Annotated in this window: 30 protein-coding genes; 8 read left to right on the top strand and 22 right to left on the bottom strand. The window is 67.2% G+C overall.

All coding sequences use genetic code 11. From position 1 onward, the window contains the following. Positions 1-203: 203 nt before the first annotated feature. The 4 genes from ABFX18_RS11190 to ABFX18_RS11175 all read right to left on the bottom strand — a co-directional run bounded on the left by ABFX18_RS11190 (position 204) and on the right by ABFX18_RS11175 (position 5,013). Entirely contained in the window at positions 204-1,637 is a 1,434-nt protein-coding gene (locus tag ABFX18_RS11190) for a dihydrolipoamide acetyltransferase family protein (protein WP_346058357.1), read from the bottom strand. A gap of 26 nt (positions 1,638-1,663) precedes the next feature. Next, positions 1,664-2,665 (bottom strand): alpha-ketoacid dehydrogenase subunit beta, encoded by a 1,002-nt coding sequence (locus tag ABFX18_RS11185; protein WP_346058356.1) that lies wholly within the window; start codon positions 2,663-2,665, stop codon positions 1,664-1,666. Beyond that, on the bottom strand, positions 2,662-3,843 hold the full coding sequence (locus tag ABFX18_RS11180; RefSeq protein ID WP_200330745.1) for a thiamine pyrophosphate-dependent enzyme: 1,182 nt from the start codon (positions 3,841-3,843) through the stop codon (positions 2,662-2,664). Before ABFX18_RS11180 ends, ABFX18_RS11185 begins: the two co-directional genes overlap by 4 nt. 66 nt (positions 3,844-3,909) lie before the next feature. Next, entirely contained in the window at positions 3,910-5,013 is a 1,104-nt protein-coding gene (locus tag ABFX18_RS11175; RefSeq protein WP_336662247.1) for a histidinol-phosphate transaminase, read from the bottom strand. A gap of 102 nt (positions 5,014-5,115) precedes the next feature. Between ABFX18_RS11175 and ABFX18_RS11170 the strand changes: the two genes are divergently transcribed. From ABFX18_RS11170 to ABFX18_RS11155, 4 genes are all read left to right on the top strand, one after another. Next, entirely contained in the window at positions 5,116-5,523 is a 408-nt protein-coding gene (locus ABFX18_RS11170) for a phage holin family protein (protein WP_346058355.1), read from the top strand. Between the two features lie 91 nt (positions 5,524-5,614). Beyond that, positions 5,615-7,000: an adenylosuccinate lyase gene (gene purB, locus ABFX18_RS11165; RefSeq protein WP_336662246.1), complete on the top strand. Its 1,386-nt coding sequence runs from the start codon at positions 5,615-5,617 to the stop codon at positions 6,998-7,000. A gap of 103 nt (positions 7,001-7,103) precedes the next feature. Beyond that, positions 7,104-7,970 carry an LssY C-terminal domain-containing protein gene (locus ABFX18_RS11160; protein ID WP_090145822.1) on the top strand — a complete coding sequence of 289 codons (867 nt, stop codon included), beginning with the start codon at positions 7,104-7,106 and terminating at the stop codon, positions 7,968-7,970. Beyond that, positions 7,967-8,509, top strand: coding sequence for a hypothetical protein (locus ABFX18_RS11155; protein WP_346058354.1), 543 nt, complete (start codon positions 7,967-7,969; stop codon positions 8,507-8,509). The genes ABFX18_RS11160 and ABFX18_RS11155 overlap by 4 nt, the downstream gene beginning before the upstream one ends. A gap of 9 nt (positions 8,510-8,518) precedes the next feature. Here the strand turns inward: ABFX18_RS11155 and ABFX18_RS11150 are convergent, their stop codons facing one another. From ABFX18_RS11150 to ABFX18_RS11105, 10 genes are all read right to left on the bottom strand, one after another. Then, the gene (locus ABFX18_RS11150) at positions 8,519-8,809 is read right to left on the bottom strand and encodes a hypothetical protein (protein WP_090145817.1); all 291 of its coding nucleotides are present in this window, start codon (positions 8,807-8,809) and stop codon (positions 8,519-8,521) included. A 27-nt stretch (positions 8,810-8,836) separates the two neighbouring features. Beyond that, positions 8,837-9,418 (bottom strand): hypothetical protein, encoded by a 582-nt coding sequence (locus ABFX18_RS11145; RefSeq protein ID WP_090145814.1) that lies wholly within the window; start codon positions 9,416-9,418, stop codon positions 8,837-8,839. Between the two features lie 130 nt (positions 9,419-9,548). After that, positions 9,549-10,922, bottom strand: coding sequence for a replicative DNA helicase (gene dnaB / locus ABFX18_RS11140; RefSeq protein WP_090145812.1), 1,374 nt, complete (start codon positions 10,920-10,922; stop codon positions 9,549-9,551). A 531-nt stretch (positions 10,923-11,453) separates the two neighbouring features. Next, positions 11,454-11,903, bottom strand: coding sequence for a 50S ribosomal protein L9 (gene rplI / locus ABFX18_RS11135; RefSeq protein ID WP_090145809.1), 450 nt, complete (start codon positions 11,901-11,903; stop codon positions 11,454-11,456). A gap of 12 nt (positions 11,904-11,915) precedes the next feature. Continuing rightward, a complete protein-coding gene (rpsR, locus tag ABFX18_RS11130; protein WP_010155628.1) occupies positions 11,916-12,176 on the bottom strand; it encodes a 30S ribosomal protein S18 in 261 nt (86 codons plus the stop codon). A gap of 48 nt (positions 12,177-12,224) precedes the next feature. Continuing rightward, positions 12,225-12,773 carry a single-stranded DNA-binding protein gene (gene ssb, locus ABFX18_RS11125; RefSeq protein ID WP_090145808.1) on the bottom strand — a complete coding sequence of 183 codons (549 nt, stop codon included), beginning with the start codon at positions 12,771-12,773 and terminating at the stop codon, positions 12,225-12,227. 3 nt (positions 12,774-12,776) lie between these two features. Then, on the bottom strand, positions 12,777-13,139 hold the full coding sequence (gene rpsF / locus ABFX18_RS11120; RefSeq protein WP_090145806.1) for a 30S ribosomal protein S6: 363 nt from the start codon (positions 13,137-13,139) through the stop codon (positions 12,777-12,779). Positions 13,140-13,276: 137 nt separating this feature from the next. After that, positions 13,277-13,924, bottom strand: a complete 648-nt coding sequence (locus ABFX18_RS11115; RefSeq protein ID WP_346058353.1) for a hypothetical protein — start codon at positions 13,922-13,924, stop codon at positions 13,277-13,279. A 15-nt stretch (positions 13,925-13,939) separates the two neighbouring features. Further along, a complete protein-coding gene (locus ABFX18_RS11110) occupies positions 13,940-14,764 on the bottom strand; it encodes a PIG-L deacetylase family protein (RefSeq protein ID WP_346058352.1) in 825 nt (274 codons plus the stop codon). A gap of 15 nt (positions 14,765-14,779) precedes the next feature. Continuing rightward, a complete protein-coding gene (locus ABFX18_RS11105; protein ID WP_346058351.1) occupies positions 14,780-16,231 on the bottom strand; it encodes a CCA tRNA nucleotidyltransferase in 1,452 nt (483 codons plus the stop codon). 53 nt (positions 16,232-16,284) lie between these two features. Between ABFX18_RS11105 and ABFX18_RS11100 the strand changes: the two genes are divergently transcribed. From ABFX18_RS11100 to trxA, 3 genes are all read left to right on the top strand, one after another. Beyond that, entirely contained in the window at positions 16,285-18,552 is a 2,268-nt protein-coding gene (locus ABFX18_RS11100; RefSeq protein ID WP_346058350.1) for a DUF6049 family protein, read from the top strand. Positions 18,553-18,650: 98 nt separating this feature from the next. Further along, the gene (trxB, locus tag ABFX18_RS11095; RefSeq protein WP_346058349.1) at positions 18,651-19,604 is read left to right on the top strand and encodes a thioredoxin-disulfide reductase; all 954 of its coding nucleotides are present in this window, start codon (positions 18,651-18,653) and stop codon (positions 19,602-19,604) included. A gap of 28 nt (positions 19,605-19,632) precedes the next feature. Continuing rightward, the gene (gene trxA / locus ABFX18_RS11090) at positions 19,633-19,956 is read left to right on the top strand and encodes a thioredoxin (protein WP_090145796.1); all 324 of its coding nucleotides are present in this window, start codon (positions 19,633-19,635) and stop codon (positions 19,954-19,956) included. Positions 19,957-20,086: 130 nt separating this feature from the next. On the opposite strand, the gene ABFX18_RS11085 is transcribed toward trxA, so the two are convergent. Genes ABFX18_RS11085 through rpmH form a run of 8 tightly spaced genes read right to left on the bottom strand, consistent with a single transcriptional unit; the run spans position 20,087 to position 25,015 of the window. Next, positions 20,087-21,097, bottom strand: coding sequence for a ParB/RepB/Spo0J family partition protein (locus ABFX18_RS11085; protein WP_090145795.1), 1,011 nt, complete (start codon positions 21,095-21,097; stop codon positions 20,087-20,089). 3 nt (positions 21,098-21,100) lie between these two features. Next, complete coding sequence (locus ABFX18_RS11080; RefSeq protein ID WP_346058348.1) at positions 21,101-22,024, bottom strand: ParA family protein; 924 nt, start codon at positions 22,022-22,024, stop codon at positions 21,101-21,103. Then, positions 22,017-22,679 (bottom strand): 16S rRNA (guanine(527)-N(7))-methyltransferase RsmG, encoded by a 663-nt coding sequence (gene rsmG / locus ABFX18_RS11075; protein ID WP_346058347.1) that lies wholly within the window; start codon positions 22,677-22,679, stop codon positions 22,017-22,019. Before rsmG ends, ABFX18_RS11080 begins: the two co-directional genes overlap by 8 nt. Positions 22,680-22,720: 41 nt before the next feature. Then, positions 22,721-23,227, bottom strand: a complete 507-nt coding sequence (locus tag ABFX18_RS11070) for a Jag family protein (RefSeq protein WP_090145792.1) — start codon at positions 23,225-23,227, stop codon at positions 22,721-22,723. Then, positions 23,227-24,180 (bottom strand): membrane protein insertase YidC, encoded by a 954-nt coding sequence (gene yidC, locus ABFX18_RS11065; RefSeq protein ID WP_090145791.1) that lies wholly within the window; start codon positions 24,178-24,180, stop codon positions 23,227-23,229. Before yidC ends, ABFX18_RS11070 begins: the two co-directional genes overlap by 1 nt. Before the next feature lie 4 nt (positions 24,181-24,184). After that, positions 24,185-24,493 (bottom strand): membrane protein insertion efficiency factor YidD, encoded by a 309-nt coding sequence (gene yidD / locus ABFX18_RS11060; protein ID WP_176698239.1) that lies wholly within the window; start codon positions 24,491-24,493, stop codon positions 24,185-24,187. Beyond that, entirely contained in the window at positions 24,490-24,852 is a 363-nt protein-coding gene (gene rnpA, locus ABFX18_RS11055; RefSeq protein WP_200330775.1) for a ribonuclease P protein component, read from the bottom strand. Before rnpA ends, yidD begins: the two co-directional genes overlap by 4 nt. A 25-nt stretch (positions 24,853-24,877) precedes the next feature. Next, on the bottom strand, positions 24,878-25,015 hold the full coding sequence (gene rpmH, locus ABFX18_RS11050; protein WP_010155609.1) for a 50S ribosomal protein L34: 138 nt from the start codon (positions 25,013-25,015) through the stop codon (positions 24,878-24,880). A gap of 410 nt (positions 25,016-25,425) precedes the next feature. On the opposite strand from rpmH, the gene dnaA reads away from it, so the two are divergent. Continuing rightward, entirely contained in the window at positions 25,426-26,892 is a 1,467-nt protein-coding gene (gene dnaA / locus ABFX18_RS11045) for a chromosomal replication initiator protein DnaA (protein ID WP_428833666.1), read from the top strand. Positions 26,893-26,935 lie beyond the last annotated feature (43 nt).

Genomic DNA, 26,935 nt, shown 5'->3' with positions numbered 1-26,935 from the left:
GCGTTAGAAGCGTTACTCTCAGAGACACCACACACGCTGGGTGTTGCAACGACCACATGAAACCGCCCCCGAGCACTTCTCACCGACGGTGAATCCCTCACCGGCCCGCGCGACTCATCGGCGCCGGGTCGCGCACCTCACCGGGCCGCGCACCTGATCGGCGCCGCGCCGCGCACCTGACCAGCGCCGCAGAGCTCATCCGCTCAGTCGAGCAGCAGTGCGGGCTCCTCGAGCACCGAGGCGACGTCGGCCACGAATCGTGAGATCACATCGCCGTCGACGATGCGGTGGTCGAACGATCCGCCGACGGTGGTCACCATGCGGGGGCGCACCTCTCCGTCGACCACCCACGGCTTCTGACGAATCGTGCCCATCGCCATGATGCCGCACTCACCGGGGTTGAGGATCGGCGTGCCGAAGTCCATGCCGAAGACGCCGATGTTGGTGATGGTGATGGTGCCTCGCGCCATGTCGCTCGGCTGCGTCCGCCCGTCGCGAGCGGTGATGGTCAGCTGCTCGATCGCACGCGCGAGGTCGAGCAGGCTGAGGTCTTGCGCGTCCTTGATGTTCGGCACGACGAGCCCGCGCGGCGTGGCCGCGGCGATCCCGAGGTTCACGAAGTTGTGCCGGATGATCTCGGTGTCGGTGAAGGTGGCGTTCACCTCTGGGCTGCGGCGCACTGCCCAGAGCATCGCCTTCGCGAAGATCAGCAGCGGCGACACCTTGACGCCAGCGAAATCGGTCGAGCTCTTGAGCCGCTTCACGAACTCCATCGTGCGAGTGGCGTCGACGTCAGTGAACACGCTCACGTGCGGCGCCTCGAACGCGCTCGTCACCATCGCCTGCGCGGTCATCTTGCGAATGCCCTTGAGCGGGATGCGCTCCTCGCGCGCCTCCGCGACCTCCGGGGTCGACAGGTTGCGGAAGAGACTGGCCTGCGACGCCTGACGAACCACATCGTCGCGCAGCACCTCCCCGGCGATCCCCGAACCGATGATCTGCGTCATATCGACGCCCAGGTCTTTCGCGAGCTTGCGGATCGGCGGTTTCGCGATCACCGGCGACGAGTCGGCGACGGGGATCACGGCGTGCGAGCCCTGCTGGGGCGTGCGCGTCGCACCCGCTTGCGCGGCGGCGGCGTCCGCCGATCCCTCGCTCGCAGCTGCGCTCCGCACCAGCGGTTCTCCCCCGCGACGACGGCGCGACTTCACTGCGCCGCCGGTGCCGTAGCCGACGAGTACCGCTCCGGCCTCGCCGTTCTCGTGCGCCACACTCGCCGCGGTGTCGGCGACCACGTCGCGCGTCTCCTCCGTATCGACGGGGGCGGCAGTGGCCTGGGGATCCGCGGCGACGCGGTGCTGCCCACCGACGGCCGGCGCGCCGTCGGCGTCCGCAGCATCGACGGTCACGCGCAGGATCGGCTGCCCGACCGGCACCGTGACGCCGACCTCGACGAGCACCTCAGACACGACCCCCGTGAATGGGGACGGCAGCTCGACGAGCGATTTCGCGGTCTCGATCTCGCAGATCACCTGGTTCAGCGCGACCGTATCGCCGGCCGCGACGTGCCACGTGACGATCTCGGCCTCGGTGAGACCCTCGCCGACGTCGGGGAGTGGGAACGTCATCTCGCTCATGGAATCTCCTGCTGTCAGTTCGGGGGTCAGTAGTGCATCGTGCGGTCGACGGCTTCGAGCACCCGGTCCGCATCGGGGAGGAAGAGCGGTTCGATCGCCGCCGCGGGGAACGGGACGTCGTAGCCCGAGACGCGCAGCACTGGCGCCTGCAGCGAGTAGAAGGCGCGCTCGGCGACCGTCGCCGCGATTTCGCTGCCAACGCTCGCGTTGCCCGAGGCCTCCTGCGCCACGACGAGGCGCCCCGTCTTGCGCACGGAGGCGAGCACGGGCTCGTAGTCGATGGGCGAAACGGTGCGCAGATCGATCACCTCGAGGCTCGTGCCCTCCGACTGGGCGATCTCCGCGGCCTGCAGCAACGTCGTCACCATCGCGCCGAACCCGACGACCGTGCAGTCGGTGCCGGTGCGGGCCACGCGACTCTGGTGCAGGCCGGAGGCGGGCGCACTTGGATCGACCTCGCCCTTGTGCCAGTACTTGGCCTTCGGCTCGAAGAAGAGCACCGGGTCATCGGAGGCGATCGCCTGCTGAATCATCCAGTAGGCGTCGTTCGCGGTCGACGGGGCCACGACGCGCAGGCCGGCGGTGTGCGCGAAGTACGCCTCCGGGCTCTCCTCGTGATGCTCGATCGAGTTGATGTGCCCGCCGTATGGCACACGGATCACGATGGGCATGTTGACGGTGCCGTCGTGCCGGGCGCGGATCTTCGCGAGCTGCGTGGTGATCTGGTTGAACGCGGGGAAGATGAATCCGTCGAACTGGATCTCGACCACGGGGCGGTACCCGCGCAGTGCCAGACCGATCGCGCTGCCGACGATGCCCGCTTCGGCGAGCGGCGTATCGAGCACGCGCGCTGAGCCGAAGTCGGCCTGCAGTCCGTCGGTGACGCGGAACACGCCCCCGAGCGGGCCGATGTCTTCGCCCATCAGCAGCACACGGTCGTTCTCGACCATTGCGGCGCGCAGCCCCTCGTTGATCGCCTTCGCGATCGGCAGGGTGGTGCGCTCCGTCAGCGTCTGCACCTCGGTCATTCGGCGCCCCCCTCGAACGACGATTCGTATTCGGCGAACCAGGCGCGCTGCTCGTCGATGCGCGGATGCGGCTCGGCGTACACGTGGGCGAACATCGACTCCGGGTGCGGCGCGGGCAGGGTCAGAATCTGGTCGCGAACGACCTTCGCCTGCTGGTCCGCGGTCTCGGCGACCTCGGCGAAGAACGCGTCATCCACTCCGAGCCCCCGCAGGTAGGCCTCGAGGCGTGCGATCGGGTCGCGCAACTGCCACGACTCGAGCTCGCCCTCGGGGCGGTAGCGCGTGGGGTCGTCGGCGGTCGTGTGCGCGCCGATGCGGTACGTGAGCGCTTCGATGTACCCGGGTCCCGCGCCCTCGCGCGCGAGGCGCATGAAGCGCCGACCCACCGCGTAGGCTGCGAGCGGATCGTTCCCGTCGATCTGCACCGCGCGCAGACCGAAGCCGAGTGCGCGACGGTAGAGCGGCGTGCGCGACTGACGCGCCACCGGTACCGAGATCGCCCAGCCGTTGTTCTGCACGACGAACACCTCCGGCGTCTGGTAGCTCGCCGCGAAGATCATCGCCTCGTTGGGATCGCCCTGGCTGGAGGTGCCGTCGCCGTAGAAGACCATGGTCGCCTCGCCCGTTGGGGTGCCCGCCTCGCCCGCGTCGAGCGTCGTGCTGCCCGAGCGGCGCTTCGCGTCGAGCACCTGCGCGAGGGCGTGCCCGGTGGCGTGCTGCGTCTGCGAGCCGAGCACCAGGGTGTAGAGGTGCACGTTGCCGTTGGCCGGATCCGTGATGTCCCATCCGCCGTGCGTCACGCCGCGGAACTGCGCGGCGATGGAGAGCAGGTCGACGCCGCGCACCTGCGCGACGAGGTGCTCGCGGTAGGCGGGGAAGACGTGATCCTGGGGCTCGGTGGCGCGCACGAGGCCGACCTGGCAGCCCTCCTGGCCGACGCTCGGCACCCAGAGTGCGAGCTGGCCCTGCCGTTGCAGGTGCGTGCACTCAGTGTCGAAGGCACGGGTGGACACCATGTCCCGGTACCACTGCTTGAAGTCGTCCACACCGATGCCCTCGAGCTCGGCCGCGTACTCGGCTGCGGTGCCGGACGGCGCGTACCCGCCCTCCGCGTCCAAGAAGCGGATCGGCTCGGGATCGTCGCTGCGCAGCAGGCGCTCTGTGATCTGTTCGCTCATCTCGATTCAGTGTAATGAGTGCTGCTGCACCGGGCGGGATATACCGTCGATGTCATGCCGGGGCGCCTACCGCTGCGCGAGATGCTGCCGCACGATGTCGATGACGACCGGAACGCTCTCCGGTTCTCCGACCGAGACTCGCACGCCGACTCCCGCGAACGGGCGTACGAGCGTCCCGGCCTCTGAGAAGTCTGCGGCGAGCGCGAGCGCATCGGCGACTCCCCCGGGCGCCTGACCCGTCTCGGGAATCCAGACGAAGTTCGCCTGCGCCTGCGGAATCGCGAGGCCCAGCTCGCGCAGCGCAGCGGCGAGCGCATCCCGTCGCTCGGCGAGTGCCGCCACGCGCTCGGCGTGCGCGGCTCGTGCCGCGGGGGTGAGCGAGGCTCGCGCAGCGCTTTCCGCGATTCCGGTGACCGAGAGCGGAATCGCCACGCTGGCCGCAGCAGCGAAGATCGCGGGATCGCCCACGCCGTACCCGATCCGGAGGCCGGCGAGGCCGTAGGCCTTCGAGAAGGTGCGCAGGACGACGAGGTTCGGGTGCTGCCGCAGCACCTCCTCGCCGCGCACCGCCTCGGGGTCGGTGACGAATTCGCGGTACGCCTCGTCGAGCACGACGAGGGTGTCGGCCGGCACTCGCGTCATGAACCGGTCGAAGTCGGCGCGGCGGATCGCGGGCCCGGTCGGGTTGTTCGGCGAGCACAGCAGCACGACTCGGGTGCGCTCGGTGATCGCGTCGGCCATCGCGTCGAGGTCGTGCTCGGCGGTGGGGGTCAGCGGCACGCGGCTCGCAACGGCGCCCGAGGCGAGGCCGAGCGACGGATACGCCTCGAAGCTCGGCCACGCGTGCAGGTACTCGTCGCCCGCGGCGGCGGCGGCCTGCACGAGCTGGAAGAGGATTGCGACAGAGCCCGCAGCCAGGTGCACGTGCGTTCCGTCGACGCCGAACTCCGCGCCGATCGTCTCTCGGAGCTCTGGCATCGCCACGGCGGCGTACCGGTTGATGTCGGAGCGCTGCGCGATCGCATCGAGCACACCGGGGAGCGGCTCGAACGGGTTCTCGTTGCTCGAGAGCTTGTAGCCCGGCTTCGTGGGCGTTGCGCCCTGGCGGTACGCCGGGACGGCGAGCACGTCCGCACGGAAACGGACGGGGGGCACGACGTTGTCACTCATGACAAGTGAGTCTAGTGACCAGGCCAGCATGTACTCGTTGAGCGCCCCCGGCGGTGCTCGTTCGCTCTCTCGCGATGCACGCATCGGGTGAGAGAATGAAGCATGCGCACGATCCTCCGAGTCCTCGTCAACGCCTTCGCCCTCTGGCTCACCACGCTCATCGTCGGCGGCAGCGGCGACCACGGCGTCTGGATCGTGCCGATCAACACCGAGAGCTCGGGGTACCTCCTCACGCTCGTACTGGTCGCGCTCGTCTTCGGCCTCGTCAACGCGACGCTCGGCAAGGTCGTGCGTTTCGTCTCGATCCCCCTCTACATCCTCACGCTCGGCCTGTTCGGCCTGATCGTGAACGGCGTGCTCCTCGCCGTCGTCGCCTGGCTCTCCGAGCTCGCCGGGTTCGGCCTGCGACTCGACGGGTTCTGGTGGGGCGTGCTCGCTGCACTGGTGCTGTCGATCCTCTCCGGAATCCTGAACGGACTGCTCGGGACCTCCCGCAAGAAGGATCGCTGAGCCCCGCCCCCGTGGGCGGCAACGGACCGGTGCGGCGCCCGGCGTGGGAGAATGGACGACGGACCGCGATCCCGAACTCCGAGAGGCTCACATGACCCCGCTCCCCACGCAGCCCATCAGCCCCCTCGACGGACGCTACCGCGCTGCGGTCGCCGAACTCGGCAACACCCTCTCCGAGGCGGGCCTCAACAAGGCGCGCGTGCACGTGGAGGTCGAGTGGCTCGTGTACCTCACGGAGCACTCGTTGCTCGGAGGCACCCCGATCGATCCCGAGCAGGTCGTCGCACTGCGCGCCTGGGCCGCCGAGTTCGGCCAGGCCGAGATCGACGAGCTCGCCGAGACCGAGCGCGTCACGCAGCACGACGTGAAGGCCGTCGAGTACCTCGTCCGCGCCCGGCTCGAGTCGCAGGGGCTCGGCCGCCTCGCCGAGCTGACGCATGTGTGCTGCACGAGCGAGGACATCAACAACCTCTCCTATGCGCTCACCGTGAAGCAGGCGATCGCCGATGTGTGGCGGCCGCGCTTCGAGACGGTCATCGCGGAGATCGCGCGCCAGGCCGAGCTGTACCGCGAGCTCCCCATGATGAGCCGCACCCATGGTCAGCCCGCCACCCCGACGACGCTCGGCAAGGAGCTCGCGGTCTTCGTGCACCGTCTGGAGCGTCAGCTCAACCAGATCGACGATGTCGAGTACCTCGGCAAGTTCTCGGGCGCGACCGGCACCTTCGCCGCTCACCTCGCCGCGGATCCCGAGACCGACTGGGCGCAGGTATCGCAGGAGTTCGTCGAGGGGCTCGGGCTCGATTGGAACCCGCTCACGACGCAGATCGAGTCGCACGACTGGCAGGCCGAGCTGTACACGCGCATCGCCCACGCCAACCGCATTCTGCACAATCTCGCGACGGATATCTGGAGCTACATCTCCATCGGCTACTTCCGCCAGATTCCGGTCGCCGGGGCGACGGGCTCGTCGACCATGCCGCACAAGGTGAACCCGATCCGCTTCGAGAACGCCGAGGCGAACCTCGAGCTCTCCAATGCGATCCTCGATTCGCTCGCCGCGACGCTCGTGACGAGCCGCTGGCAGCGCGACCTCACCGATTCTTCGGCGCAGCGCAACATCGGCGTCGGGCTCGGCCACTCGGTGCTCGCCCTCGACAACATCGTCAAGGGGCTCGGTCAGATCGACGCGGCGCCCGAGGTGCTCGCCGCCGATCTCGACGCCAACTGGGAGGTGCTCGGAGAAGCGATTCAGACCGTGATCCGCGCAGAGGTGACCGCCGGTCGGTCGACGATCAGCGATCCGTACGCGGCGCTCAAGGAGCTCACGCGCGGCCGCCGCATCGGGCAGGCCGACCTCATCGAGTTCGTGGAAGGGCTCGAGATCGGCGATGCCGCGAAGCAGCGGTTGCTCGCGCTCACCCCGTCGACCTACATCGGCGACGCGGTGCGGCTCGTCGACTTCCTGCAGCGCTGAATCGGGGCCGCCGGGGCACAGGATCGGCGGACGGCCCGGGAGCCCACGGCCGCCCGCCGCGATCCCTCTGCACGGCCCGCCTCCCGCTGATTACGATGTGACTATGAGTTCAGAGCAGAACGTCGCACCGCCGGCGCACGGTGGAGCACCGACTCGCCGGCGCTTCTCGGTGACGACAGCGCTCGATCACTTCTTCTTCGTCTATGCGGGGGTCGCAGCGGTCTGGCTCGCCTGGCTCATCTTCACCGAGAGCTTCCACATCGGCTGGTTCGGCATCTTGTTCGGGGTGATCTTCTGGGCGACGCTGGCGTACCTCGCGCTGCCCCGCCTCCACCGCATTCTCACGACGATCTATGTGCCCGACTACTTCATCGGACGCACGAGAACGAGTGACGGCCTGCTCGGCGATCCCGTCAACCTCGCGGTTCGAGGCGGGGAGGCGGAGCTGCGCCGCGCGCTCGAACGGGCCGGCTGGATCCCCGCTGACGCCGTCACCCTCTCCTCCTCGTGGCGGATCATCACGTCGACCGTCACGCGGCGCAGCTACGACCGCGCGCCCGTGAGCCCGCTCATGCTCTTCTCGCGCGTGCAGGACTTCGCGTACCAGCAGGAGGTCGCCGGGAATCCCGCCAAGCGGCATCACGTGCGGTTCTGGCGCACCCCCGACGGTTGGCTGCTCCCGGGCGGGGCGCGCGTGGACTGGCTCGCCGCGGGGACCTTCGATCGCGCCGTCGGGCTCTCACTGTTCACGCTGCAGGTCACGCACAAGATCGACGCCGATACGGACGTGGAGCGAGATCACATCATCGCTTCCGTTCGTGCATCGAACCCGGCGGTGGGGCTCGAGACTCTGCGCGACTTCGCCACCGGGTACCACTCGAGGAATGGGGGCGGCGACAGCATCCGCACCGATGGCGACCTGCCGATCCTCGAAGTCGGGTACCCCGAGCAGAACTCGGCGACCTCGTGATGCGCGATCCCGGCAAGCGCGCCGCCTCTGTGACGGTGAGCGCGCTCGCGAGCCCGTCCGCTCCGGCCCCGGTCTCCGCTCCCCGTCCGGCGTCGCTCACCGGCGGCGCCCTGCTGGTGCTGCTGCGCTGCGTCGGCGGCATCGTCTGGGTCGTCAGCGTCTTCGCCCAGTGGCCCTCGATCCAGCAGGACCTCGAACTCGACGGCGTCGCGCCCGCCGTTGCGCTCGGCGTGCTCGCCGCGTTCGAGGCGGTCTGGCTCGGCGCCCTCGCCCTCTTCGCGTGGCTGCTCTGGCGCGGCAGCAATCGTGCGCGAATGCTCGCGATGGGGTGGGCGGCCGCGAGCGTCACGGCTTCCGCAGTGAGCTACTTCGCCGCGGGCGCGGAGATCACCGTGCGGACGACGCTGCTGACGGTGTCGCTCGACATCCTGCTCATGCTCGCGCTCTCCAGCCGAGATGCGCGTGCCTGGACGCTCGGGCGACGCGACGCTCGCAGGGAGCGGCGTCGTTCCCGACACCGCACGAGCCCCTCGGCGTGAACCGGCGGATCAGTGCCAGTTGGGCTTGTCGTCCGGCCGCTGCAGGTCTTTCCGAGCGTCGATGTCTTCCTGACTCGGCTTGCCGCCCAGCCCGACGAGTGCCACCATCATGATCGAGACGATGAAGCCGATGCCCAGGAATACAGCTGCAAGGATCAGATCCCGTGTCGCCATCAGCACCACCAGTCCGGCGAACAGCCCGAGCACCACGGAGAAACCGATGAGCTCGAGCGGCTTCAGGCGGTCACGGCGCGACGGCGTCACGGGTTCCTGATTGGCGGGCTCGGGGGGCTGAGTCATGTCTGCTTTCCGGAGAATCGTGGTCGGTTATCGGTCGCCGGCGATGGCATCTCGAGACGCGCGCTCCTGGCGCGTGTCGAACGCGGAAATGCCGAGGAACACTCCGGCGAGTACGGCGTAGGCGCCGAGGAACCCGAGTACTGCGACCTGATCGTTGCGTACCAGCACGACGAGTAGGGCGAGGAGCATGCCGGTCGCGCCGAGGAAGATGGCGTCCTGCCGGCTTCCGGGGCGCACGGTGGTCCCGAGGAATTCGAGGATCGCGCTGACGACGGCCCACCCTGCGACGACCATCGCGAACGCGATGGCGGAGCCGGTGAACGCGAGGCCGACCGCGAGCGCGCACGAGGCGATGCCGAGCAGGAGCGGCAACGGATCGCCGCCGGCGGGCCGTCGTGACCACCACTCCACCAGGTGCGCGATGCCGATGGCGCCGATGGTGAGTGCGGCCATGCCACGGTCGAACGCGAGCTGCTCGTGCAGGGGCGCGGAGAAGGCGATTGCGATGCCTGAGATCAGGAGCACTGCGACTCGCACCAGCTTCACTGTGCGCGAGACGGGGGTTTCGGGAGTCGTCGATCCCGCAGTCGTCGAAACTGCAGCAGGCATGACACCCCTTTCTCGGTCACGGTCCAGTCTACCCCGGCCTCGCTGGAGAGAATCCCGGCACCGCACGGCGCCGGATCGGCGCCGAGGCGCACGGCAGCGGTCGAGACCGAGGACTCGGCCGTCAGGGGTGTCAGACCTGCGGCATGTCCTGGAAGCGGGAGTAGTGGCCCTGGAACGCGACGGTGACGGTGCCGGTCGGCCCGTTGCGCTGCTTGGCGAGGATGAAGTCGGCCTCGCCCGCGCGCGGGCTGTCGCGGTCTCCGACGGCCTCGCGGTGGAGGAGGATCACCATGTCGGCGTCCTGCTCCAGCGAACCCGACTCACGAAGGTCGCTGATGGCCGGCATCTTGTCGGCGCGCTGCTCCGAGGCACGGTTCAGCTGCGAGAGCGCGATCACGGGCACGTCGAGCTCCTTCGACAGGAGCTTGAGCGCCCGCGAGAACTCGGACACCTCCTGCTGACGGCTCTCCGATTTCTTCCCGCTGGAGAGCAGCTGCAGGTAGTCGATGACGACCATTCGCAGTCCGTGCTGCTGCTTCAACCGCCGACACTTCGCGCGGATCTCGACCAGGGTCAGGTTGGGGCTGTCGTCGATGTACAGGGGCGCCTCCGCCACCCGCGCCTGGGTCGCGGCGAGCTTCTGGAAATCGCGGTTGTCGAGCGCCCCTTTGCGCAGCGTCTGCATCGGAATGCTCGCCTCCGCGGCGAGCAGTCGCATGGCGATCTCGGCCCGCCCCATCTCGAGCGAGAAGAAGACCGTCGGCGCGTTGGCGTGCACCGATGCGTTCCGGGCGACGTCCATCGCGAGCGTCGACTTGCCCATCGCCGGTCGCGCGGCGATGATGATCATCTGCCCGCCGGCGAACCCGTTGGTCATGGCGTCCAGTTCGCTGAAGCCCGTCGGCACGCCGAGCATGCCGCCGGTGGCGCTGTTCGCCTTGTTGATCTCCTCGAGCGCCGCGTCGACGGCGAGGTGCAGCGGAACGTAGTCCTCTCCCTGACTCTCCCCCGTGACGCCGTAGATCTCCGACTGCGCCACGTTGACGAGATCGATCGCCTCGCCCTCGCCCGCATATCCCATCTGGACGATGCGGGTGCCGGCCTCCACCAGGCGCCTGAGCAGCGCCTTCTCCGCCACGATCTCGGCGTAGAAGCTCGCATTCGCGGCTGTCGGCACGATGCTCGTGAGCGTGTGCAGGTACTCCGCGCCGCCCGCGCGCTGGAGCTCGCCGCTCTTCGTCAACTCGTCGGTGACGGTGATCACATCGGTCGGCTCACCGCGCGAGTAGAGCGACAGCACCGCCTCGTAGATCACCTCGTGCTTCGGCACGTAGAGGTCGGGGCCCTTCAGCAGCCCCGTCACGTCCGCGACGGCGTCCTTGGAGAGCAGCATGCCGCCGAGCGCGCTCTGCTCTGCCAGCAGGTCGTACGGGGGCGTCCGCTCATGCCCCCGGGAATCGTCGTTGACGAACGGATCCGAAATGCCCAGGTGTGCGATTGACACGTGCAGACTTCCTCTCACAGCGATGGACTCGGTTACTGATCGATCAGACACCAGACCCCGGACATTCACGGTATGGCCCGCGCGGCTCCGATCAAAACAGCAGGATCAACAGGTGCACCAACCCTGTGGATATCTCGGTGAATAACTCACCGCGTCGCCCCACATCTTGTCCACACGCCTGGGGACAACCTGTGGAGAGCTTGTGGAGCGAAAGAAGTTTGTAGCCTTTGATCGGGTGTTTTAGATATCCACAGGCAGAAAGTTATTCAAGTTTCAGGTACACGTTGAGGCTTCGTGAAACGCCCGACATGTGGAGAACTTGCGGTCGCGAGCCCCGGATTGATAGCGGTTCTGCGGCCCGAATCCCGTCGGGCGTTCACGACCTGTTCAACGAGCCGCCTCCCGGCGGACGGCGGCGCATTCGCGGCCGCCGTCGCCCGTCCGACGCCGCATACGGGAGCGCACACACGAACGGCGGGACGCCGACCCGGAGAACCGGGTCGGCGTCCCGCCGTCGCGAGTGCGCGGTGCTTATCGCTGCGCGATGACCTGCAGCGTCACCTTGGCGTCGACACCCTCGTGGAGGTGCACGATCGCCTGGTACTCACCCGTGGTCTTGATCGCGGGGAGCGTGATCTTGCGCTTGTCGATCTCGCCGATGCCGGCCTCGGAGACCGCAGCCGCCACAGCGGCCGGCTTCACGGAGCCGAAGAGACGTCCACCGTTGCCGGTCTTCGTCAGGAGGCGGATCTTGCCCTCCTGCAGCTTGGCCTTGAGTGCCTGAGCGTCTTCCACCGATGCGAGTGCGCGAGCCTCGCGTGCGGCGCGGAGCTGCGCAACCTGAGCCTCGCCACCGCGAGTCCAGTGCACCGCGTAGCCCTGGGGCACGAGGTAGTTGCGAGCGAAACCGGTCTTGACGTCGACGACGTCACCGGCTGAACCGAGGCCCTGGACCTCGTTCGTGAGGATTACCTTTGACATTTGCTCTACTCCTTACCGGCCGGAACCGGCGTAGGGGAGGAGAGCCATCTCGCGGGCGTTCTTCACGGCCTTCGCGATGAGTCGCTGCTCCTGAACGGACACACCGGTGATACGACGGGCGCGGATCTTTCCGCGCTCGGAGATGAACTTGCGGAGCGTTGCGACATCCTTGTAGTCGATGACGCCGACGGTCTGCTTCTTCGCGGGTGCGAGGGTCTTGGCGTTCTTACCGCGACCCGGCTTGCGGGCTGTGCCGCTGGACTTGCCTGCCATAATTGGTCTCTTTTCGTGATGCGTTCCGGCTGAGCCGGATCAAGAAGTTTAGAAGGGTTGCTCGTCGTCGAAACCGCCGCCGAAGCCGCCGCCAGACTCGCCCTGACCCGAATTGGTCCAGGGGTTGTCCTGCTGCTGCTGCTGCGGAGCTGCCGCTTGACCCCAGCTGCTCTGCCCTGCCGGCTGATTTCCACCGGCATTGCCGCCGCCGAAGCCGCCGACCTGACCACGTGCCTGGCCGCGCGCGACCTGAGCCGTGGCGAACCGGAGCGAGGGCCCGACCTCTTCGACCTCGAGGTCGAGAGAGGTGCGCTGCTGCCCCTGGTTGTCGGTGTAGCTGCGCTGGGTGAGACGGCCCTGCACGATGACGCGCATGCCCTTGGTGAGCGATGCCGCGATGTTATCGGCGTACTCGCCGTATGCGCGGCACCCGAGCCACAACGGTTCGCCGTCCGACCAGTCGCCCGACTGGCGGTCGCGCACGCGAGGGGTCGAGGCGATCCGGAAGGTCACCCACGACTTTCCCGCCTGGCTGACGCGCGGCTCCGGGTCGGCAACGAGGTTACCGACGACTGTGATCAGCGGCTCACCGGCCATGAGCTACGCGCCGACCTTCGCGGCTGCGCGAGCGGCCTTGGCCTGGTCGCGCTTCGTCTGAGCTGCGCGCTGGGCGATGAGCTCGTCGGAGCGCAGCACCTTGGTGCGGAGCACGGCCTCGGAGAGACCCAGCTGACGATCGAGCTCAGCGGTGGCTTCGTGCGTCGCGGTGAAGTTCACCACGACGTAGATGCCTTCGGACTGCTTCTTGATCTCGTAGGCCAGACGACGCTTGCCCCAGATATCGGTGTTCTCGATCTCGCCGCCCGCATTGCGGATGACGCCGAGGAACTTCTCGATGCTGGGGGCCACGGTGCGCTCGTCGATACCCGGATCGAGGATCACCATCAGTTCGTACGGATGCATTATTGACCCACCTCCTTCGGACTTCACGGCCACAGGATTTCTGTGACAGGAGGGTGTTGATACATCGTGCCTCCGCGCAGCACAGAGTGCACTGAACGCAGACAACTTCAGAAGCTTAGCACCTTCGGCTCTCAGCGTCACGCCGCGGTCGACGTCGGCGCGATCCCGAAGTACTGCATCGTGTAGTCGTACCACGGGCCGACCATGACGACCGGCCTCCACCCGGTGTCGGTTCCACGACGGCGAGCCGCGTGCGAACCGATGCAGACGTACGCCACGCGGTCGACTCGCGACTCGTAGACGTGCACGTAGAGGTCGCCGAGGTTGTGCCACTGCGGCATCCCGAGCTGCTGCAGTGCGGCGAGTCGGCCTGAACGGAACTGCTGATAGACCCACTCGTTCCCGGCATCGTTCGAGTTCCACGTGCGCTCGAACACGCGTCTCACGGGGGCGCCCGTGAGACGTCGGAGCGAATCGGCGCTGCGATTGAACCACAGGCGGTGCCGGATCATGTAAGCACCCCCGATGCTCAGTGCGAGCACGAAGAGCAATCCGAAGGGGAGGAGGGCCAGCGTGAGCGCGCGGCTCGTGCCGACCATCGTCGAGCAGTCGGCACCGGGCGCGCACGTCACCTCTGACGCGGAAGCGGCGCGGAGGACGACGCCGACGACGATCATCCCGAGCACGACGAAGCCGATGGACCAGGAGAGGTGGAACGCCGTTCTGCTCTGCCTGACATCGGGCAGCGTCAGCATCTGCTCGACCGGGTCGAGATACCGGCTCATCACGGGCTCCGGGAGTCAGCGCGCGGCGGACGACGATCCGTGCGCCTCCGGCGCCGGTGTCAACCGCCGGAATGCTTCGACCGTGCCGATGGACTCGCGCTGACCGCCGACGTGCACGATCTCGTCCCCGTCGACGGTGAGCTGCGTGGCGTACCCCCGCAGCGCGGCGACCTTGCGGGGGAGCCAGGGGGAGACGTCGTGCACTTCCACCGCCTCGCTCGCAGGCGCCGCCGGGTCGGTCTCGCTCGCGAACACATCGGAGACGATCGCCCAGAAGGGCACGTCGAGCGCGTGCGCGACGGCGCGCGCGAGTCGATGGGCCAGCACGTGATCGGGGTGGCCGTACCCGCCGCCGTCGTCATAGCTCACCACTGCCTGCGCATTCGACTGGTAGGCGGCGGCGAGCAGATCGTTCAGCGCCTCGACCGCAGGAGCCGACGTCAGCGCATCCGGACTCGCGTCGCGCGCGGCGGTCGCCCGGCCATCGGCACCCCACTCCATGCCGGAATCCTCGTAGATGACGGGGGGATAGCCGTCGGCGCGGGCGGGCTCGACTCCGAGAAACGCATGGCGATCCACGCCGAGCATGCCGAGCGCCGTTCTGAGTTCGTTCTGCCGCGCCACCGCCAGTCCGTGCGCTGCCACGAGTGCCTCCAGCGGACCGGCGACGACCTCGCCCTGCTCTCCGCGGGTGAGCGTCACGAGGAGCGGCTCCCGCCCCGCCTCGGCGAGCGCGGCGAGGGTTCCTCCGGTCGCGATGGTCTCGTCGTCGGGATGCGCGTGCACGAACAGCACGCGCGCTCGCCCGTCGAACCAGCTCGTCGGTGCACCCTCACTCACGTCACGGTCTCCCATTCACTCGCCACCCTGTTCTGCATACCAGGCCCTGAGGCGCGCTTCAGCCGCCTCCGGGCCGATCGGTCCCTCATCGAGACGCAACTCGAGGAGATAGCGGTACGCCCGCCCGACGACAGGCCCCGGCGGGACGTCGAGGATCGCCATGATCTCCTCTCCGTCGAGTTCCGGCCGCACCGCCGCCAGCTCCTCCGCCTCCGCGAGCTCGGCGATCCGACGCTCGATGTCGTCGTACGCGTGGTCCAGCCGCTCCGCCTTGCGGCGGTTGCGCGTCGTCACATCGGCTCTGGTGAGGATGTGGAGCCGCTCGAGCTCATCTCCGGCATCGCGCACGTAGCGCCGCACCGCCGAATCCGTCCACGGCTGATCGCTGTATCCGAAGAAGCGCAGATGCAGCTCGACGAGTCTCGCCACGCGCTTCACGGTGTCGTTGTCGAATCGCAGCTCGCGCAATCGCTTCTTCACGAGCTTGGCCCCGACGACATCGTGGTGGTGGAAGGTCACACCCCCGCGTTCGAAGCGGCGCGTAGCCGGTTTGCCGACATCGTGCAGCAGCGAGGCGATGCGCAGCACGAGGTCTGGCGCCGCGGCCGCGTCGTCTTCTCCATCGCTCGCGCGCCGCTCGTGCTCGAGCTCGATCGCCTGCCGCAGCACCGTGAGACTGTGCTCGTAGACGTCCTTGTGCCGCCCGTGGTCGTCCTGCGTCGCGATGAGCGCCGTGAGCTCCGGCAGGAATCGCTCTGCAAGCCCCGTCTCGACCAGCAACCGAATGCCCGGAATCGGGTCGCGCGCGGAGAGGAGTTTCACGAATTCGTCGCGGATCCGCTCGGCCGAGATGATGTCGAGGCGTTCGGCGAGCTCCTCCATCGAATCCCGTGTCTCCGACGTGACCTCGAATCCCAGTTGCGCAGAGAAGCGCGCCGCGCGCAGCATGCGCAGCGGGTCGTCGGTGAACGACTCCTCAGGGGCGCCCGGCGTGCGGATCTTCCTCGCGAGCAGATCCTCGAGCCCGCCCGAGACGTCGACGAGCCGCAGGTCGGGGAGCATCAGTGCCAGGGCGTTGATCGTGAAATCGCGGCGCACGAGATCGCCCTCGATGGTCTTGCCGAAGCGCACCTCGGGCTTCCGCGAGTCATCGCGGTAGGTCTCGGCGCGGTAGGTGGTGATCTCGACGGTCTCACCGTGCACGCGCGCAGCGATCGTCCCGAAATCGCGACCGACGTCCCAGACGTTCGTCGAAACGGCGTCGAGCACCGCGCGCGTCTCATCGGGATGCGCCGACGTGGTGAAATCGAGGTCTGTCACGGTGCGGCCGAGCAGCGCGTCTCGCACCGGACCCCCCACGAGGGCGAATTCGTGGCCCCGATCGGCGAACGCCGTGGCGAGAACCGCGACCGGCGCTGAGTCGGCGATGGCGCGCAGAGCGTCCATGGATGCAGCGAGGGAGGGCATCCCTCTAGGGTACCCGGGTCGTCGTGGGGGATCCGGTCCCTAGACTTGACGCCATGCTCTCCGTACTCCGCCTGCACGTGCGCGCGTTCGGGCCGCGGACGCTCGCCGTCGCCGCGCTGGTCGGTGCGCTGCTCGGGACGTCCGGCACGGCGACCGCAGCGATGACGGCGAGCGGTCCCGGTTCGCAGCGCCCTGCAGTCGAGCACGTGTCGGGCACCCGCGCCGACGCGACCTCGGACGAAGGCGCCGACCGCGCTGCAGGGGTCGACCTCGTCGTCTCGCCGCGAGAGCCGGTGATCGCAGCCGGCGACGACGAGGTGCAGTTCGGGCTGCTGATCCGGAATTCGACCACCGCCGAACTCCCGGCCGGTACCGTCACGCTCGTCCTCGACGCTGATCGCCTGACCGACCTCGGAGACCTCGACGAGCCGATGCCCGCTTCGGCGGACCGCTTCGCAGAGGCGACAGTGGAGGCGACCGCGCCCGGTTCCGAGCAGACCGCGACAGTCACGGTCTCCCGCAGCGACCTGCCGATCGGCGCCGCGGCAGAGGCAGGGGCGTACCGCGTGGGGGCGACGTTGCAGTTCGCCGAAGACCCCGACCAGGGCTTCGCGGCGTTCGGCGCAGAGCCCGGCGAGGACGACTCGGCGGTCAGTCCCACCGTGTCGACCGCTACGCCGGTGATCTGGAGGGGAGCCGGGACGGACACCGTGCCGATGAGCGTCATCGTGCCGTTCGTGCTGCCCTCCGACATTCGCACGCTGCCCACGCGCGGTCAGCTCGAGGAGCTCGCGCCCGTCTGGGACCGGCTGCTGACGGCGGCGCGCGCCCACGACGCGACGCTCGCAATCGACCCCCGACTCATCGCAGGCATTCGCGCGTACGGCGACGAGGCGCCGCGGAATGCTCAGTTGCTCCTCAGCCGCCTCGAGACGACTCCGCTCCCGTCGTTCCTCCTCCAGTTCGCCGACGCCGACCCCTCGGTGCAGGCGGCGCTCGGCTTCACGACGCTGCTGGAGCCCACGAACCTCGATTTCGTGAGCCGATTCGGCAGCTTCTCGGAGACCCCCGATGCGACGGGTCCGGGCGCCGAGGAGAACGGTACCGCTGGGAGTGACGAAGGCGCCGACGCTCCCGACGCGCCCGACACCGACGGGGAAGCCGGATCAGCAGAACTGCCCCTTCCCACGCTCAGCGAGCTGCTCGACTGGCCGCAGCAGGAGACCGCTCACGTTTGGCCGGCCGAGGGCCGCGCCGATCCCGCCCTGCTCCCGCTGCTCGACCAGGAGGGAGTCGACTCCCTCGTGCTGAGCTCGGACGGAGCGGATCTCGACGGCGGGCCTCGCGCTCGCCTCGGGAGCGACAGCGTCACGGTCACGGATGCTGCACTCGATCGGGCGGCGCGCACGGCGCTGCACTCCGAGACCGAGACGGAGCGATCCGGGGGAGTGGCCCGCCTGGCGGCCGAGCTCGTCGTCGACGCCCAGGGCGGATCGGACGGGGTCGTACTGGCCCTCGATCGCGGAGCGACCGGTGACGCCTCCGACCCCGCCGCGCTGCTCGAACAACTCGAGGCGTTCGCGTGGACGACTCCGACGGCGATCGCCGACCAGCGCACGGGGACGGTCGAACTCCGCCCATCCGGCCCCTCTCAAGAGCGACTCGAACTCCTGCGCTCGGCTTCGAATCGAGAGGGATCGGTGAACGAACTCGGTGCGGTGCTCACCCACCCCGAGTACCTCAGCGGGTACCAGCGCACGCGATTGCTGCAGCTCTTCTCGACGCCCTACGCCGCCGATGCCGACGGCTTCGCCCAGGTCGCCGCCGACTTCCGCAAACGCGACGCCGAATTGCTCAGCGGAGTGCAGGCGATCAGCACCGAGCACATCCAGCTCGTCGGCAGCTCTTCGCGGGTGCCGGTGCAGCTGCGGAACGCGCTTCCCTTCGATGCGGTGGTGACCGTCGACGTCGACCCCGCGTCCGCCGCGCTCTCGGTCCCGGAGCGCCGCTTCCGCGAGGTGGTCGTGCCCGCGGAGACGAGCGAACGTGTACTCGTACCGGTGCGCAGCCGTGTCTCCTCCGGCGAATCAGGCCTCGTCGTCAGCGTCTCGGCGGCCGACGGCAGCCCGACGGTGTTCACGGGTACGCTGCCGATCACGATCCGCAGCAGTATCGAGACGATCATCTTCTGGGCGCTGGGCGGGCTCGCGGTCATGCTGCTCGTCTTCGGCATCGTGCGCAGCGTGCGTCGCCGCCGGAGCCGGAACGCACCGGCAACCGGGCCGGACGGAGACGGCGACGACATCGTCCCCGCGATGTAGGCGCCCTCAGGAGCCCAGGAATACTGCGCGCCTAGGATGGGTTGTATCACCCGAGCGGTCATCGCCGCGACTCAATCCCCAGGTGTGCAAGGAGCGTCATGCACCAGATCATCATCATCGGATCCGGCCCCGCCGGTTTCACTGCGGCAATCTACGCTGCGCGCGCCGGTCTCAAGCCTGTGCTGTTCGCGAGCGCCGTGGGCATCGGCGGTGAACTGATGAACACGACGGAAGTCGAGAACTTCCCCGGTTTCCCCGAGGGCGTGCAGGGCCCCGACCTCATGCAGAAGATGCAAGAGCAGGCTGAGCGCTTCGGCACCGAGGTCATCTACGACGACATCACCGAGGTGGACTTCTCCGGCGAGATGAAGCGAGTGACCGCGGGAGACGGATCGGTCCACGAGGCCCACACGGTGATCTACGCCACAGGTTCGGCGTACCGCAAGCTCGGTATCGCCGACGAGGACCGACTGTCCGGGCACGGCGTCTCCTGGTGCGCGACCTGCGACGGCTTCTTCTTCCGCGAGAAGACGATCGCGGTGGTCGGCGGCGGCGACTCGGCGATGGAGGAGGCGACCTTCCTCACCCGCTTCGCGGACAAGGTCTTCGTCATTCACCGCCGCGAGGAGCTCAAGGCGTCCAAGATCATGCAGCAGCGCGCGTTCGACAATCCGAAGATCGAGTTCGTCTGGAATTCCGAGGTCGCCGCGATCCAAGGCGAAACCGAACTCACCGGCATCACGCTGCGCGACACGGTCGACGGCTCGGAGCGCGATCTCGCCCTCGACGGCCTGTTCATCGCAATCGGCAACGACCCGCGCACGCACCTCGTGCACGGCAAGCTCGACCTGACCGCTGACGGGACCATCGCCGTGGAAGGGCGCAGTTCTCGCACCTCTTCGCCTGGCGTGTTCGCGGCTGGAGACGTCATCGACCCGTCATACCGGCAGGCGATCACTGCAGCAGCCTCGGGCACCGTGGCCGCACTCGACGCCGAGCACTACCTCGCGGCTCGCGAGCAAGCCGAGCAGATCGCACTCGCGACTGCCTAACCGCAAGAAATCGTCAGAAGGAGTCACCATGTCACAAGCAATCACCGTCGACGAGCAGAGCTTCGAGCAGGCCGTTCTCCAGAGCGACGTCCCCGTGCTCGTCGATTTCTGGGCAGAATGGTGCGGCCCATGCCGCGCGGTCGCACCCGTGCTCGATCAGATCGCCGCTGAGAACGAGGGCAAGATCATCATCGCGAAGCTGAACGTCGATGAGAACCCGAACCTGGCTGCGCAGTACCGCATCACGTCCATCCCGGCCATGAAGGTCTTCAAGGGCGGAGCCGAGGTTCGCGAAATCATCGGCGCGATGCCGAAGCCGATGATCGAGAAGCACCTCGACGGCATCATCTAAGCCGCGCAACCGGAGGTTCGCCTCCATTACGCAGCACAGNNNNGTCTGCAGGCGACACGCCTCACGTCGCCGGCGCTGCGCCCGGCGACGTCGAGCGGACGCGCTCAGGCCACTCCACGCAGGTGCGAGGTCAGGCGCCGAAGCCGGGGTCTCCGAGATCGGAGAGGATGCGCTTGAGGTCTGCGATCGTGGCGAAGTCGATGACGATCTGCCCCTTCTTCGCCCCGAGCTTGACGGCGACACGCGTGTCGAAGCGGTCGCCGAGTCGCTCGGCGATCTCGCCGAGCTGCGCCTGCACGCCTCCGGCTCGCGGTTTCGGCTTGTTCCGCTTCGGCAGCTCCGAGGCGGCAGCCTCAGCGGCACGCACCGACAGGCCCTCGTTCACCACCTTGTCGGCGAGGCGCTGCATGGCATCGACATCGCCGTCGAGCGAGAGGATCGCACGAGCGTGACCCGCCGTGAGCACCCCGGCGGCTACTCGTGCCTGCACGGGCTCGGGGAGGCGCAGGAGACGAATCGTATTCGACACCTGCGGTCGTGATCGGCCGATGCGCTCCGCGAGCTGCTCCTGCGTGATCCCGAAATCGGCGAGCAGTTGCTGATACGCGGACGCTTCCTCCAGCGGATTGAGCTGGGCCCGATGCAGGTTCTCGAGCAGCGCGTCGCGCAGCATGTGCTCATCGGCGGTACTCCGCACGATCGCGGGAATCGTCTCCAGCCCCGCGCGCTTCGACGCTCGCAAGCGACGCTCGCCCATGATCAACTCGTAGCGGGCGCCATCGGCCGGTTCGGGTTCGATCGCGCGCACCACGATGGGCTGGAACACGCCGAACTCCCGCACGCTGTGCGTCAGTTCGTCGAGCGCCTGCTCGTCGAACTCGGTGCGCGGCTGCGCGCGGTTCGGAACGACGTCAGCGACATCGAGACGGGTCAGGCGAGCTCCCGGCACTTCCTGCAGCGGCGCCGTTTCCGCGGCAGGCGCTCCGCCCTCCTCCGTGGTGACGTTCGCATCGGCACCGGCTGCGCTCAGCCCGGCGCTCGACGGGAAGAAGACGTCGACGGGACGCTCTTCGCCCGACGACGACTGCGGAATGAGCGCGCCGATTCCGCGACCGAGACCGCCTCGTTTCTTGGTCGCCATGCGTTACGCCTTTCCTTCATGCTGTGTGCCGGCTGTCGCCGGGAGACTGCCACGTTCGCCGCGCTCGGCGATCTCAGCCGCGGCCTCCAGATATGCGAGCGCTCCGATCGAAGCTCCGTCATACGCGTGCACCGTTTGCCCGTAGCTGGGAGCCTCAGAGATGCGCACGGATCGCGGGACGATCGCGCTGAGCACCTGTTCGGGGAAGTGCGCACGCACTTCTCCGGCCACTTCCTGTGCGAGGTTCGTTCGGGCGTCGTACATCGTCAACAGAATCGTGGAGATGCGCAGGCCCGGATTCAAGTGCTTCTGGATGAGCTGGATGTTCCCGAGCAGCTGGCTCAAGCCCTCCAGCGCGTAGTACTCGGTCTGGATCGGGATGAGCACCTCGTCGGCTGCGACAAAGGCGTTGACCGTCAGAAGCCCGAGCGACGGCGGGCAATCGATGAAGACGTAGTGATACTTGCGCTCTGATTCCGCGAGGAAGGCCTGCAGCGCCGTGCGCAGCCGCTGCTCTCGCGCGACCAGCGACACGAGTTCGATCTCCGCGCCGGCGAGGTTGATGGTGGAGGGAACGCACCACAGATTCTCGTGATCTGAGGTCGGCTGCAGCGCGTCGGGGATCGTGTCATCGCCGAGGAGCACGTCGTAGATGCTCGTGATCTCGGGGCGATGGGGGACGCCGAGTGCCGTCGAAGCGTTTCCCTGCGGGTCCATATCGATGACCAGAACCGTCGCGCCGCGGCGGGCCAGGGCCGCGGCAAGATTGACGGTGGTCGTCGTCTTTCCGACGCCGCCCTTCTGGTTCGAGACCGTGATGATGCGCGTCTCAGCGGGGAGTGGCGACACCGTCTCCGCGAGTTTGCGCCGTCGCCGAATCTTGTCGACGAGATGATCGCCGACCAGCGACTTCTCCGCTTCAGCCATGTCTCACGATTTTAGCCCGAAAGACGCGGGTCGTCTCCGCAAGCAGCTCCTGCGCGAACAAGTCCGCACCGAGCTCGACCACGGCCACGTCACGCAGCCGGAACTTGCGAAGCACCTTCGCCGCGGCTTCGATCTCTGCATCGACAGCAGCGCCCTTCAGGAACAGCATCTCGCCCCCGTCGCGGAGCAACGGGGCCGTCAGTGGGACGAGCTTGCGGAGCGCGGTCACGGCTCGAGCCGTGATCTGGTCGACCTCCCACGCATCGTGGAACTCCTCGGCGCGCCCTCGGCGCACTTCGGCGTTCTCCAATCCGAGTACCTCGATCTGCTCCTGCAGCCACGCGCATCGTCGCTCCATCGGCTCCACGAACAGGAAGTGCGCGTCCGGGCGCACGATCGCGAGAACCAGGCCGGGCATCCCGCCACCGGTACCGATGTCGGCGACCTGAGCACCACTGCCGATGAGTGGGGCGAGCAGTGCGCTGTTGAGCACATGGCGTGTCCAGAGACGCGGCGCCTCAAGGGGACCGATGAGCCCGAGCTGCTCGCCGCGCGTGCCGAGGTCCGCGGTGAACGCGCGCAGCATCTCGATGCGGTCGCCGGCGAGCAGCGGTGCGGCGGCGGGTTCCTGCTCGATCACCTGCTCAGCGGGCATGGCGGTCCTTCCGGAGTTTCACGTGAAACAAGGGGGTGAGTTCATCCCCGGCTGATGATGAGACGGCGATCACGGCCTTCACCGCGGGACTCCGAGAAGTAACCGCGATCCGCGACATCGTCGTGCACCAGTTTGCGTTCGTAGGACGACATGGGCTCGAGCTCGACCTGCTCGCGGCCCGCGGCGATCTGCGCCACCGCCGAATCGACCATGCGCTTGAGTTCGGTGGCTCGCGCGTCCCGCGATCCCCCCACATCGACGATCAGGCGCGAGAAGCGCCCCGTCTTCGCCTGCACGGCGAGACGAGTGAGATCTTGCAGCGCCTGCACGGTGTCAACCCCCGCGAGACGGTCGAGATCGACGTCCCCTCCGGTCACCGAGACGTACGCCCGGCCGTTCGCGACGTCGATATCGATGTCGCCGTCGAGATCCGCGATATCGAGAAGCCCCTCGATGTAGTCGGCAGCGAGGTCGCCGTCGGCCTCGAGTTCTTCGAGGCTGAGTTCAGCAGTCGAGGTGTCAGGTGCGGTGCGATCGTCGGTCGTCATCACTTGCCCTTCTTCTTCGAACGCTTGGCGCTGACCGGCTGCTGGCGCTGACCGGCCTTCGGGGGAGCGATCTCCTCGCCGCGAGCCTGCGCGCGCTTCTCGTCGTCGGTCAGCTTGCCCTTCGCCTTGAGGCGCTCCTGCCGCGCGCGCCACGCATCACTGCCCGGGGTCGGCATGTTGCGGATCACGATGAACTGCTGGGCCATGGTCCAGAGGTTGGAGGTGAACCAGTAGACGTTCAGCGCGAGCGGGAATGCAACGCCTGAGAAGAGGAACGCGAAGGGGATGATGTACAGCAGGATGCGCTGCTGACGGTACATCGGCGAGTTCTTCGTCTCATCGGAGACGTTCTTCGACATGATCTGCAGCTGCGTGAAGAACTGCGACCCGATCATCAGGATGACGTTGATGCCCAGGAGCACCACGACCGTCCAGTTGCCGGACTCCCAGCCCTGCGTAAAGGTCATCTTCAGCGGAGCACCGAAGAGCTCAGCGGCATTGAAGTTCTTCGTCAGCTCCGCCGTCATGAAGCCGATGCCGGTGGTGTTATCGGACGCGTGCCGGAGTACGTAGAAGAGCGAGAAGAAGACCGGCATCTGGATGAGGATCGGCAGGCACGAGGAGAACGGGTTGGTCCCGTGCTTCTTGTAGAGCGCCATCGTCTCCCGGCTCATCGCCTCTCGGGAGTACTGATCCTTCTTGCCCTTGTACTTGTCCTGGATCTTCTTCATCTCGGGCGCGAGATCCATCATGCGGCGCTGCGACTTGATCTGCCGCACCGTCACGGGGATCAGCGCCGAGCGGACCACGACCACGAGGCCGATGATCGAGAGCACCCACGTGAGGCCCGACTCGGGGTCCATGCCGATCCACGTGAAAGCCTGATGCCAGACCGCGAGCACGAGCTCGACGAGCCAGCGGAGCGGCCACAGGATTGTTTCGAAGAAGTCCACCGGGTTAAGCCTTTCGCTCGATGGGGCGGACGAAGCCGCGGGTGTTGGTCACGAAGTGGGAGTGCGCACGCGGCGGGACGTCATCGATGCCACCGGCAGTGAAGGGATTGCAGCGCAGCAACCGCCATGCAGTGAGAACGGTTCCGACAATGAATCCGCGGATTTGATACGCCTCAACAGCGTATCTGGAACACGATGGATAATACCTGCACACTTCGCCATAGAGCGGTGAGACGACGCGGCGGTAGGCGTGCATGCAAGCGAGAGCGGCATTACGGGGTGCCAACCAGATTTCGGCTGCGACCCGGATCATGAGCGCGTCTCCGTCGACGCCTGCCGGCGCTCCACCCGATCGAGCGCACGGTTGATCTCCCGCTCGAGCTCCGCGAACGGAGCATCCGCCGCGGCGGGGAGCGCACGAAAGACCACGTCGACACCCGTCGCCCCGTTCCGCAGGCGTTGCTCCACGATCGACTTCATTCGCCGACGCACCAGGTTCCTGGTCACCGCATTGCCCACAGCCTTGGAGATGATGAACCCGAATCGAGCGGCATCCTCCGGTGAACGCAAAACCGCGTGGGTGATGCAGAGTGCACCACCCACGCGGCGTCCGGCACGTACGGTCTGCCGGTAGTCCTCTCCCCGGGTGACTCGATTGCGCCGTGCAGGCATGATCGATCCCGGGGGAGTACGACGATTACGCGGTGAGCTTCGAGCGGCCCTTGCCGCGACGAGCTGCGACGATGGCGCGGCCCGCACGGGTGCGCATCCGGGCACGGAAGCCGTGCACCTTGGCGCGGCGGCGGTTGTTGGGCTGGAAGGTACGCTTGCTCATAGTGAAAACTCCGTGACTTATGGAATAGATCCCCGCGCCTCTCGGGCGGCGAGGAAGTCGGATGTCGGCCACTCGTGTGCGTGCGGTTCCTCATGTGCTCGACACGTTCCGAGCGCACGGTAGCGCACTCGTCTCACACGAGCCACCCATACAAGGTCTTCACTCTACGCCTTCCGCACCATTCCGTCAAAGTTGGGGAGGCAGGATGGCCGCTGGGCACGTGGATCGAGATCGAGAAATGGCGCGTTCCCACATCGACTTGCCTGTGGACAAATCTGTGACTAACGTGGGCGCAAGCGTTTCCACACGGCTGCACTCCGCTGATTTCCCGCGAGATTGTGCCCGTCCCTCTGTGGATAAGCCTGGGTATAACAGGCATTCTTCATGATGAACAGCGAGCCGGGAGCGACGTGACTGAGGACGAACTGCAAGAAGTCTGGGATCGCGTCACCCAGGCGGTGATGAGCGATCCGGCCGTCGGCCCCGCCGTCGGCGCACAGCTCGCACTCGCTTTGCCGCGAGGCATCGCAGCCGGAACGCTCTATCTCGCCGTGCAACTCGACTTCACGCTCAAGCTGCTCGAGAACCGACTCCGTCCCGCGATCATGGCGGCGATCTCCCGCATTCCGGAGGCGCGGGAGATCGACAACTTCATCGTCATCGTCGACGAAGACGCCCACCCTGACATCGACCCCGAGCCCGCTGCCGAGACGCCGTCCTCATCCGAGCACGTGCGCGATTTCGACGGCGGCGGATTCGGCGGCTCACGATTCGACTCGCCCCGTCACGACACCCAGCGCCCCGTTGCAGAACCACGGCGTCGACACGGAATCGACGATGCCCTCGACAGTCGGCTCAACGAGAAGTACCGATTCGACAGCTTCGTGATCGGGCAGTCCAACCGTTTCGCACATGCCGCTGCCGTCGCGGTCGCCGAAGCGCCGGCCCGCGCCTACAATCCATTGTTCATCTACGGCGATTCGGGTCTGGGCAAGACCCACCTGCTTCACGCCATCGGGCACTACGCGCGCGAGCTCTTCCCGGACGTACGGGTTCGCTATGTCAGTTCCGAGGATTTCACCAACGATTTCATCAACTCCATCGCGAACAATCAAGGAGCGGCGTTTCACGCGCGCTATCGAAGCGTCGACATCCTTCTCGTCGACGACATTCAATTCCTTGAAGACAAAGTGGAGACGCAGGAAGCCTTCTTCCACACGTTCAACACGCTGCACGACCACAACAAGCAAGTCGTCATCACGAGCGATGTGCAGCCGAAGCAGCTTCGGGGGTTCGAAGAGCGCATGCTCTCGCGATTCGAGTGGGGCCTGCTCACCGACATCCAGGTGCCCGATCTCGAGACGCGTATCGCGATCCTGCGCAAGAAGGCGGAGCGGGAGAATCTCGAGGTCGACTACAGCATTCTCGAATTCATCGCGAGCAAGTTCTCGTCGAACATCCGCGAACTCGAAGGCACCCTGATTCGGGTGACTGCATACGCGAGCCTGAATCAGCAGCGGATCGACATGCAGCTCGTGCACACGGTGCTCAAGGACCTCATCACGCTGGACGCCGATAACGAGGTGCAGCCCTCCGACATCATCAGCAAGACGGCCGAGTACTTCGACCTCTCGGTCGACGACCTGTACGGTCCGACGCGCGCGCAGCAGATCGCGACGTCGCGTCAGATCGCGATGTATCTCTGCCGCGAACTCACCCCGCTCTCCCTTCCGAAGATCGGTCAGTTGTTCGGCGGCCGTGACCACACCACCGTCATGTACGCGCACAAGAAGATCTCCCAGCTCATCGCCGAACGGCGATCGATCTACAACCAGGTCACCGAACTGACCACGCGCATCAAACAGGGCAGTCGATAAAGAAGTTATCCACAGGCCGCTCGCCGAGTGTGGATAGTTGGGG

The sequence above is a fragment of the Leucobacter alluvii genome (assembly GCF_039530485.1).
GTDB classification, from domain to species: Bacteria; Actinomycetota; Actinomycetes; order Actinomycetales; family Microbacteriaceae; genus Leucobacter; species Leucobacter alluvii.
This window is presented reverse-complemented; position numbering and strand designations above follow the sequence as displayed.

Excerpts from the sequence above, each read along its gene's own strand:
- ABFX18_RS11190 (WP_346058357.1), bottom strand. The coding sequence starts at position 1,637 with ATGAGCGAGATGACGTTCCCACTCCCCGACGTCGGCGAGGGTCTCACC.
- ABFX18_RS11185 (WP_346058356.1), bottom strand. The coding sequence starts at position 2,665 with ATGACCGAGGTGCAGACGCTGACGGAGCGCACCACCCTGCCGATCGCG.
- ABFX18_RS11180 (WP_200330745.1), bottom strand. The coding sequence starts at position 3,843 with ATGAGCGAACAGATCACAGAGCGCCTGCTGCGCAGCGACGATCCCGAG.
- ABFX18_RS11175 (WP_336662247.1), bottom strand. The coding sequence starts at position 5,013 with ATGAGTGACAACGTCGTGCCCCCCGTCCGTTTCCGTGCGGACGTGCTC.
- ABFX18_RS11170 (WP_346058355.1), top strand. The coding sequence starts at position 5,116 with ATGCGCACGATCCTCCGAGTCCTCGTCAACGCCTTCGCCCTCTGGCTC.
- purB (WP_336662246.1), top strand. The coding sequence starts at position 5,615 with ATGACCCCGCTCCCCACGCAGCCCATCAGCCCCCTCGACGGACGCTAC.
- ABFX18_RS11160 (WP_090145822.1), top strand. The coding sequence starts at position 7,104 with ATGAGTTCAGAGCAGAACGTCGCACCGCCGGCGCACGGTGGAGCACCG.
- ABFX18_RS11150 (WP_090145817.1), bottom strand. The coding sequence starts at position 8,809 with ATGACTCAGCCCCCCGAGCCCGCCAATCAGGAACCCGTGACGCCGTCG.
- ABFX18_RS11145 (WP_090145814.1), bottom strand. The coding sequence starts at position 9,418 with ATGCCTGCTGCAGTTTCGACGACTGCGGGATCGACGACTCCCGAAACC.
- rplI (WP_090145809.1), bottom strand. The coding sequence starts at position 11,903 with ATGTCAAAGGTAATCCTCACGAACGAGGTCCAGGGCCTCGGTTCAGCC.
- rpsR (WP_010155628.1), bottom strand. The coding sequence starts at position 12,176 with ATGGCAGGCAAGTCCAGCGGCACAGCCCGCAAGCCGGGTCGCGGTAAG.
- ssb (WP_090145808.1), bottom strand. The coding sequence starts at position 12,773 with ATGGCCGGTGAGCCGCTGATCACAGTCGTCGGTAACCTCGTTGCCGAC.
- rpsF (WP_090145806.1), bottom strand. The coding sequence starts at position 13,139 with ATGCATCCGTACGAACTGATGGTGATCCTCGATCCGGGTATCGACGAG.
- ABFX18_RS11115 (WP_346058353.1), bottom strand. The coding sequence starts at position 13,924 with ATGAGCCGGTATCTCGACCCGGTCGAGCAGATGCTGACGCTGCCCGAT.
- ABFX18_RS11105 (WP_346058351.1), bottom strand. The coding sequence starts at position 16,231 with ATGCCCTCCCTCGCTGCATCCATGGACGCTCTGCGCGCCATCGCCGAC.
- ABFX18_RS11100 (WP_346058350.1), top strand. The coding sequence starts at position 16,285 with ATGCTCTCCGTACTCCGCCTGCACGTGCGCGCGTTCGGGCCGCGGACG.
- trxB (WP_346058349.1), top strand. The coding sequence starts at position 18,651 with ATGCACCAGATCATCATCATCGGATCCGGCCCCGCCGGTTTCACTGCG.
- trxA (WP_090145796.1), top strand. The coding sequence starts at position 19,633 with ATGTCACAAGCAATCACCGTCGACGAGCAGAGCTTCGAGCAGGCCGTT.
- ABFX18_RS11085 (WP_090145795.1), bottom strand. The coding sequence starts at position 21,097 with ATGGCGACCAAGAAACGAGGCGGTCTCGGTCGCGGAATCGGCGCGCTC.
- ABFX18_RS11080 (WP_346058348.1), bottom strand. The coding sequence starts at position 22,024 with ATGGCTGAAGCGGAGAAGTCGCTGGTCGGCGATCATCTCGTCGACAAG.
- rsmG (WP_346058347.1), bottom strand. The coding sequence starts at position 22,679 with ATGCCCGCTGAGCAGGTGATCGAGCAGGAACCCGCCGCCGCACCGCTG.
- ABFX18_RS11070 (WP_090145792.1), bottom strand. The coding sequence starts at position 23,227 with ATGACGACCGACGATCGCACCGCACCTGACACCTCGACTGCTGAACTC.
- yidD (WP_176698239.1), bottom strand. The coding sequence starts at position 24,493 with ATGATCCGGGTCGCAGCCGAAATCTGGTTGGCACCCCGTAATGCCGCT.
- rnpA (WP_200330775.1), bottom strand. The coding sequence starts at position 24,852 with ATGCCTGCACGGCGCAATCGAGTCACCCGGGGAGAGGACTACCGGCAG.
- rpmH (WP_010155609.1), bottom strand. The coding sequence starts at position 25,015 with ATGAGCAAGCGTACCTTCCAGCCCAACAACCGCCGCCGCGCCAAGGTG.